The organism is Paraburkholderia atlantica (assembly GCF_009362785.1).
Classification (GTDB): domain Bacteria; phylum Pseudomonadota; class Gammaproteobacteria; order Burkholderiales; family Burkholderiaceae; genus Paraburkholderia; species Paraburkholderia atlantica.
Window position 1 is genome coordinate 1 of the sequence record NZ_WHNQ01000103.1, and the last position, 7162, is coordinate 7162.

6 protein-coding genes and 3 pseudogenes are annotated in these 7162 nt (G+C 59.2%); 4 read left to right on the forward strand and 5 right to left on the reverse strand.

Annotated features, from left to right (window positions below):
- The 3 genes from GCT19_RS40315 to GCT19_RS40325 all read left to right on the forward strand — a co-directional run.
- Nucleotides 1–248: ATP-binding protein (locus GCT19_RS40315; RefSeq protein ID WP_193727519.1), on the forward strand; the 248-nt coding region annotated here is incomplete at its 5' end.
- Between the two features lie 888 nt (nt 249–1136).
- A complete protein-coding gene (locus GCT19_RS40320; RefSeq protein WP_013094605.1) occupies nt 1137–1424 on the forward strand; it encodes a DUF3892 domain-containing protein in 288 nt (95 codons plus the stop codon).
- Nucleotides 1425–1708: 284 nt separating this feature from the next.
- Nucleotides 1709–2700 (forward strand): IS5 family transposase gene (locus tag GCT19_RS40325; RefSeq protein WP_152854977.1). Its coding sequence is split into 2 segments (ribosomal slippage): nt 1709–1841 and nt 1841–2700, totalling 993 coding nucleotides; the frame shifts between segments, so codons are not numbered across the junction.
- Between the two features lie 264 nt (nt 2701–2964).
- Here GCT19_RS40325 and GCT19_RS40330 read toward each other — a convergent pair.
- Nucleotides 2965–3225, reverse strand: coding sequence for a hypothetical protein (locus GCT19_RS40330; RefSeq protein ID WP_013094604.1), 261 nt, complete (start codon nt 3223–3225; stop codon nt 2965–2967).
- 738 nt (nt 3226–3963) lie between these two features.
- Here GCT19_RS40330 and GCT19_RS45015 point away from each other — a divergent pair.
- Nucleotides 3964–4917, forward strand: a pseudogene (locus tag GCT19_RS45015) (amidohydrolase family protein).
- Between the two features lie 149 nt (nt 4918–5066).
- Here GCT19_RS45015 and GCT19_RS40340 read toward each other — a convergent pair.
- From GCT19_RS40340 to GCT19_RS40355, 4 genes and pseudogenes are all read right to left on the reverse strand, one after another.
- Nucleotides 5067–5558: pseudogene (locus tag GCT19_RS40340) on the reverse strand (IS30 family transposase); the annotation flags it as partial.
- Between the two features lie 60 nt (nt 5559–5618).
- Entirely contained in the window at nt 5619–6068 is a 450-nt protein-coding gene (locus tag GCT19_RS40345; protein ID WP_026228930.1) for an SET domain-containing protein, read from the reverse strand.
- A gap of 356 nt (nt 6069–6424) precedes the next feature.
- On the reverse strand, nt 6425–6694 hold the full coding sequence (locus GCT19_RS40350) for a DUF1488 family protein (protein ID WP_018436608.1): 270 nt from the start codon (nt 6692–6694) through the stop codon (nt 6425–6427).
- 177 nt (nt 6695–6871) lie between these two features.
- Nucleotides 6872–7162, reverse strand: a pseudogene (locus tag GCT19_RS40355) (IS110 family transposase); the annotation flags it as partial.

Below are 7162 nucleotides of genomic sequence, written 5' to 3' on the forward strand. Positions count from 1 at the left end.
ACGACCGCGATGAAATGGAGGTGTTGTTCACGTTGCTCGCCGAGCGCTACGAGCGAAAGAGCATCGTCATCACCACAAATCTCGTGTTCTCGGAATGGGAACGCATCTTTAAAGACCCGATGACCACGCTTGCGGCGATCGATCGCGTAGTGCACCACAGCGTCGTCCTCGACTTGATGGGTGTCGAGAGCTATCGCGCAAAAGCTGCCGGTGCGAAGCCGACAGCGTCAGCCGCAGCGACGGCATAGGGCGGCAATTTTAGTTGTCGCCGACGGCAGTTCTAGTTGACGCCAGACACTACCATGGAATTGCGGCGAGACGATGCGACGCCTTGACGCCGACGAAAACGGTGCGAATTGAACTCACACCCTGGGTGCTCTAACTCGAGCGGCTCCTCGATGGCCGGCGCCAACCGCGTCTGAGGCGTTGCTCTTGCCGACACCTAAGCTACGAATCGTCGGTTTTGGATGGCGCGGCGAGGCCGTTTCGGGCTGCGTTTTTCTCTGCACGCCCCCCGGGGCACTGACAAAACTGACAGAAGGGAGGGGTGCCGGGTTTGCGGCGCGCGAGGGCTAATGTATCGCTGCAGAACGATCCGTTTATGTGTGTCGCTCGTTCGATGTGGGTCCGCTTCATCTGGAAACTGCGCAAATCCCTCCAAATAGGTTTCCTACGCGTTCCGAGGAAACATAGTCGCTCGTTAGTCTCATGCAGTGCAACTGGGTGGTCATACCGCATCAAAGGGTGCATCACTTTGACCATCCGCTTTGCAATGCGGCATCAACCGAATAGGCCGCGGCGTCGCGAGCATCCGATCCGATAGTGCGCGCGGTCGACGACGGCGCTGTTCGAAATAATCTTTCATCAGCCTGCAAGGGGGGCGCGTTTCACGACCCCTAGTGAAAATGACCCAAATCGTCGAGACCACCGATTCGGTGGTTCGGGAGAAATCGGTTGGCTCTAAGTCGGCTTTCAAATCTGATTTCTCGGAAGGAATTGAAATGACTTGTGTTTTAGTAAATCCCGATCCGTTTGATCTGCGCCAATACATATCGCATAAATCGCGGGTTAACCTGTAATTCCTTAATATGATGGATCGTGCAATATCAAACTCCATCATAAAGAGCGGGGGTTTTATGGCGCAGCGTATTCAGGTTCTCTGCATCAGGAAGACAAAAAAGCAAAGTAGGCACGAGGCCATTTCGCATATCGGCGGAAAGAACCCCGACGGGAGCCGGTGGAAGATCAGCGAGAAAGACGCTATTAACGGGATTGAGACGGGCAGGTGGAGCTTCTATGTTGTCGGAGGTGGCCAGACTGCTGATGTGCTCGTCTGGCAAACCCCGCAAGGCCAAAAATTCCTCAGGACGGGGCACGACGTGACCACTGCGGACAACCTCCTCAGCCTGCCCCAGTGCCGGTAAATGCTTTTCGTTGAACATGGCAGTTCGACGGGCCGGCCACCGCCTTGAGGCGTCTTGTCCAACTCGCGTTTCAAACGCGAGTGGATTAAGCGGGGAAATCTCCCTTATTGTCGAGCCCCCACTTTGGGGCTCTCGTTTCGTTCAACGTGGCGAATTCCGTCGACGAAGACGGAGCGGGACGGAAATCGTTGCCCCAGGGAAACGCTGATCAATTCGGCTCGGCAGTCATCGCTGAGGAGGCCGAGGACGTTGTAGTAAGAAGCTTATGGAACGGCGCGACGATCATGAAACGGCAGATCGGTTTTGCAGAAGCAGAAAGCTTGGGTAAGAAGCGCGTGACGAAACGGCAGCGCTTCCTGGCGGAGATGGAAAAGCTGGTGCCGTGGCAGCGCCTGTTGTTGGCGACTGGTCCTTACTACCAAAAGGCGAGCGGGGCCGCCCGCCGGTCGGGTTGGAGCGGATGCTGCGAATCTATTTTCTGCAACAGTGGTACGGCCTGTCGGACGAAGGGCTTGAAGACGCGCTCTACGACAGCATTGCGATGCGTGCGTTCGCCGGTATCGACCTGGCGCGCGAGAATGTGCCGGATGCCACCACGCTGCTGAAGTTCCGGCGTCTGCTGGTCGATCACGAGCTGACGCGAAAGCTGTTCGACGAGATCGGCATTGAGTTGTGCGAGCGCGGGCTGATGATGAAGGAAGGCACGCTGGTGGATGCGACGATCTTCGAGGCCCCGCCGTCCACGAAGAACGCCGGGAACAGCCGTGACCCGGAAATGCACCAGGCGAAAAAGGGTAACGACGGGCATTTCGGCATGAAGGCGCATCTCGGTGTCGACGCCGACTCGGGGCTGGTGCACAGCCTGGTCACCACGGCGGCCAACGAATCGGATGTCTCGCAGGCCCATGCGCTGTTGCACGGTTACGAGCGCGAAGCGTTTGGCGATGCAGGCTACACGGGCGTGGGCAAGCGCGAGGACATGAAGGGCAAGACGGTGAAGTGGCACGTGGCGCCCAGGCGCAGCAAGATCAAGGCGATGCCCGAAGGGGCGCTGAAGGAGCTGGTGGTCGCGGTCGAGCGGACCAAGGCGCAAATTCGTGCGCGCGTCGAGCATCCGTTCCATGTTGTCAAGAACCTGTTCCGGCATGGCAAGGTGCGCTACAAGGGGTTGCTCAAGAACACTGCACAACTGTTCAGCCTGTTTGCGCTGGCGAACCTGGCGATGGCGCGTAACCGGTTGCGGCCATGTCATGGGAGCAGTCCGTCTGGCGTGTGAAAAATGCAGGAAGTCGGTCGCGTAGGTGCCCAGAAATTGCTGCGACGGCCTTCCTGTTTTAAAAATCGCGAGCCGTATGCGCTGGATCACCGGCGGCGGGCTCATTGATCAGCGTTTCCCTAGGGGTGTCCGCCGTGGTTTCACGCTTCGCAGCGATCGATTTTGTCCGGCTTGCCGAAAGGGCGAGCCAGTCGTTGGCTTGGTCAGATTTAAAATCCGGGCAAGGCGCGCTGCAGACCGGGCTGGAGAGTTGCGAATTGAAAATTACTCGCCTTCCAGCGGATCGCGTTCACCGAGTGCCTCGTCAATTAGCCGCCTGACTCGTCGCATGGCTTCGCCGACGGCCGCAGTTGCGGGGTGGACGGAGTGGTAATGCTCCGGTTTTGCGAGCGGCGCGCCGGTGCGCACGTCGTCCCGGTGGGAAAAGATGCGCTCGACAAGCAGCGTGACATTGGAGCCGCCGCGTACGTCGTCGCGCGCTGTCACCGTGATGCTGAAGCCTCGGTGCGTCTGTCTATCGAACATGTCATGTCTCGGCGGTACAAGCGATAGGTCAAGTCTAGCTCAGTGGGGTACCTGGTTCTTCGCGCGACCCGGGCTCCCAAAGTGTGTGCCCAGGTCTCGGCCGCACGGAGTCGGGCAGCATCCGTCAGCCCCTGACAAGCCGAACTGCCGGCAGACCGTCTCGGATATTTTGCGCAAGCGGTATGACGACTAGGGCCTCACAAAGCATTTCTCACACTCAAACGCTGCTGCGGGGTTCGGGTGCCCGCAGCAATAGCACGTCTGTTTGCGCTCCGGTTGGAGCTCTGATGGAGCCTTGGTCGGTGCCTCGCCAGGTGTCTGTTGCCGCTGCAATGAGAGCCCTTCAATGCTAGCCTGCTCGGCTGCCGCGCGAAAGCGCCGTTGTACATTTCGCGACTGCGATCCCAGATCGCGCGCGCTTCGGCTGTCAGTGGCGCGTGTACCCCAAGGTCGGTCGTTACATCGGCCGGCGCGACGGCGCCGCTCTGCTGGGTGCGTGGTTCCATGGTTCTCCTGGGGTGGTTGGAGTTCAATGCGATTCCGTGAACTAGTTCGCGAGCACTTCGGTGACTTTGTCAGCCGCGTCAATGCCCAGGTCCGCGGCAACCATCGGCCCGATCTTCGAGGGCCAGTTAAGCTTCGTGTCACGCGCCGCGCGCGCTTCTTCGAACAGGACGTTTTTAGCGAGGTAAGCGACTCAGCTGGGCCGTTCGCCCATTCGCGTGCGCGTAAAGCATGATGGTGAACTGGAGCTGGTGGTCAGGGAGACGGATCGGGCGCTACGTGCCCGACTACGACGCCACGCTCGACGCATACCTTGCCCAACTGGAAACGCACGGCGTATCACACGGCGTGCTTGTGCAGCCCAGCTTTCTCGGCACCGATTGCAGCTATATGCTCGATGCGATGCGCCGCGCGCCGCAGCAGCTACGCGGTGTCGCGGTGATCGAGCGTGATTGTCGGATCGACACACTGACGGAGATGGCGAATGCGGGCATTGCAGGGATTCGGCTGAACCTGATCGGACATGCCGATCAGCCGCTCGACAGATGGGTGAGCGCGTAAACGCTCGCCCATGTCCGCGATCTCAGATAGCATGTCAAAGTGCATGTGGAAGTTGCGCGGCTGCAGGACATCGTCGAGCCGCTTCTGGACGCCGGCATGAATGTCGTCGTCGATCACTTCGGCAGGCCCGATCCGGATATCGGTGTAAGAGACGTAGGCTTTCGCCGTCTTCTTGAACTGGCTGACACGCAGCGTGTGTGGGTGAAGATATCGGCCGCGTACCGGAATCGACGGCAGCTTCGCCCGGATGACCATGATGCGCATGAGGCATTTCATTTTCTGAAAGCGGCCTTTGGCGTGCATCGCCTTATGTGGGGCAGCGACTGGCCGCATACGCAGTTTGAAGCAGACGAGGATTTTACTCACGCGCTCGAACTTCTACGCGCGCCGCTACCGGTTGAAGAAGAGCGCAGGGTTGTCCTGGCAGACACGCCTGCAAGACTTACAGGTTCGACATTGCGTGATTCACATGGCGCATTGCAACGGCAGCACTGGCTAAACGGGTTGCCTAGCCGCGCAGCGGCGATCCGGTCTCAATGCGGCCATGAACACACATTCGACTCCAGCGCCTGGATTACTGACAATTCCCAAATTCGAAAGATGGAGGGGTGGTCCCAGTCCTGGTAGGATGCATCATATGAAATGACTCGACGGGCAATGTGAGTGTGTGCGACGAGACCCGGAGGTCATGAGGGGAATGCAACGCACGAACTCCAAGCTGTTGATCTGCCGTACTGCCTTACCAGTCCATTCGTGTTCTCGGCCGACCCACGCTACCAGGGACGGTGTGGGTCACAGAAGTAGTCGGCAATGTCAGTGGCAACAGTAAAGCGTTTGTGGCTGGCCATCTCAGTGCCGCGATCCCATGTTAGCGATTTGTAGAGCGCCTGCGGCAATTTGCAGGCATGTTTGATGAGAGCATTGGCAACCGCCTCGCTGTCCTTGCTGACAATCTTCACAGCATGACATAGCGTGTCTGGCGCTCGACGAGCGTCGCAATCTGGCTGCTGCCGCTGCCGCAAAGCAAGTCACCTTCCCAATGTCCCGGCACTGCGCGGTCCTCAACGGTGGCTGCACGTTCGCTGATCGACACCGTGTCGCGGATCCTGCCGTGGTCGCCCGTCTTCTGCGTGTAATGGCGGGAACCGCATGACCCGCGTACGCCGTAGATGTTCCAGCGATTCCTTCTTCAAGGCACCACGGGCCTGGATGAAGAGACTGCGGTAGATGGTCTCGTGTGACACGTGGTAATCCTCGTTGTCCGGGTACGCGCGTGTCTGTATCAGAGGCCGGAGGTATCGCGCATCGGACCGTCTGCGGTGCAAGGATTACGCCGATTCAGCATTGCCGCGCAGCATAGTTCGACGACATGACGAAGCGCCGCAATGACATATGTAACGGGTACGAATGTCGTCGGTGAGCACACCGTCAACTGACAGGCGATAGTCAATGAAGAGTTCATGGCCGGGTGCGATAGCGGTGAGGGCATGAATGAACACCCGCGCGCCCGTCTCGATCGCTTCGCAGTTGGGGGAGCAGGCGTGATTTAGAAATCGGGCGCTGTTGCCTCCACGGCTGCCGTCGATCACACGCACATCGGATAGGCCGAACACGAACGTGTGACCAGCCCCGGAACGTTGGCGGCCGGCGGCGCGCCGCCAACTGGTCAATTCCCCCTTGTACTCGATGACCCGTTCGCCTGCAGCAATCGGCTGTAGGGCGAACAGTCCCATGCCATGTACGGGAGAACGTCGTGCGGTGATGCGGCGCAATCGCATAGTCTGACTTCCTTCGGGTGCGTCGGTCGTTGTGCGTGAAGTGTTGGGGCGTTGTGAGCATATCGCCACGGTCGTTGCCATTCAATGTCTTCTGCGCGGAATTGCAACTAACAGTCAGGGCCGCTCACTTTGACAGTTGGGCTTCGCCCCAAAACCAGCTGACAAAAGGTGACGCCCGGTCGGTTTGGTGTCGCGGCGGGAGGCAAGTGATTAGCACCGGCTAGCATGCTTTCACCGAAGCACCTCCCTGCGCGTCGCGATCAGTCGCTCAGCTAGCCGAAGGCGCATTACACGCGCTGTCGCAGTCTATTCAGGAACGTGAGAGGAAGGATGCGCCACAGGCGAAAACCGGTGTCTCAGGAGCGCGAGGAATCTGCCGGCGTCAGCACGAGCCGTGCCGCGGGATGGGCAAGCAACTTCCGTTCGGCTATCGCCCGGATGCGGCTGTTGCCATTGCGAAAGGTTTTGAGGATGCGCTCGTCGCCTGCGCGTAGCTCAAGCCAGAAATACGCTTCCAGGGCCGTGATCGTGATCACGCATTCGATCGGGCGGTTCTGGCGGACGAGAGAAAATGCCACGCCGAGGCGATTGGCGAGCACGAGCGGTTCAAGTTCGACAGTTTCCATAGACGGCAAGGACGGCGCTTCTGATCAGGTCACGATGATTTTTGCACAGGTTATGCATGTCAGGTGCGGGTTATGGCGCGCCACTTCGGACTGCGTGGGAGCCAGTGGTTATCAACACTGGCTGCGTCCTGACTACCGGCCGTGCGCATCGAGCCATGCTGCGACGTCGAGGGCAATAACCACACCGTATTCAGCCAGCAGGCCTCGAATCTGATTGATCTGTGCGATGCGGTCCCGCATCAGCAGGCTGCGGATGCGATGCATGGACTGGATGTCCTGCTGTTCAACGCTGTTGACGGCGACGTAGCGCATCGTCGGACGGGACGCCGCTTCGACGATCGCCTCCGCATCGTTGCGATCATTCTTCTGGGATTTGACGAACGGTTTGACGAATCGCGGCGCAATGATCTGCACATGATGGCCCATCGCCGAGAACCGACGAGCCCAGTAATGCGCTCCGCCACAGGC

Bases quoted from the DNA above. Each gene is read 5' to 3' on its own strand.
- GCT19_RS40330 (WP_013094604.1), bottom strand. From the start codon at position 3,225: ATGTTCGATAGACAGACGCACCGAGGCTTCAGCATCACGGTGACAGCG.
- GCT19_RS40320 (WP_013094605.1), top strand. From the start codon at position 1,137: ATGGCGCAGCGTATTCAGGTTCTCTGCATCAGGAAGACAAAAAAGCAA.
- GCT19_RS40345 (WP_026228930.1), bottom strand. From the start codon at position 6,068: ATGCGATTGCGCCGCATCACCGCACGACGTTCTCCCGTACATGGCATG.
- GCT19_RS40350 (WP_018436608.1), bottom strand. From the start codon at position 6,694: ATGGAAACTGTCGAACTTGAACCGCTCGTGCTCGCCAATCGCCTCGGC.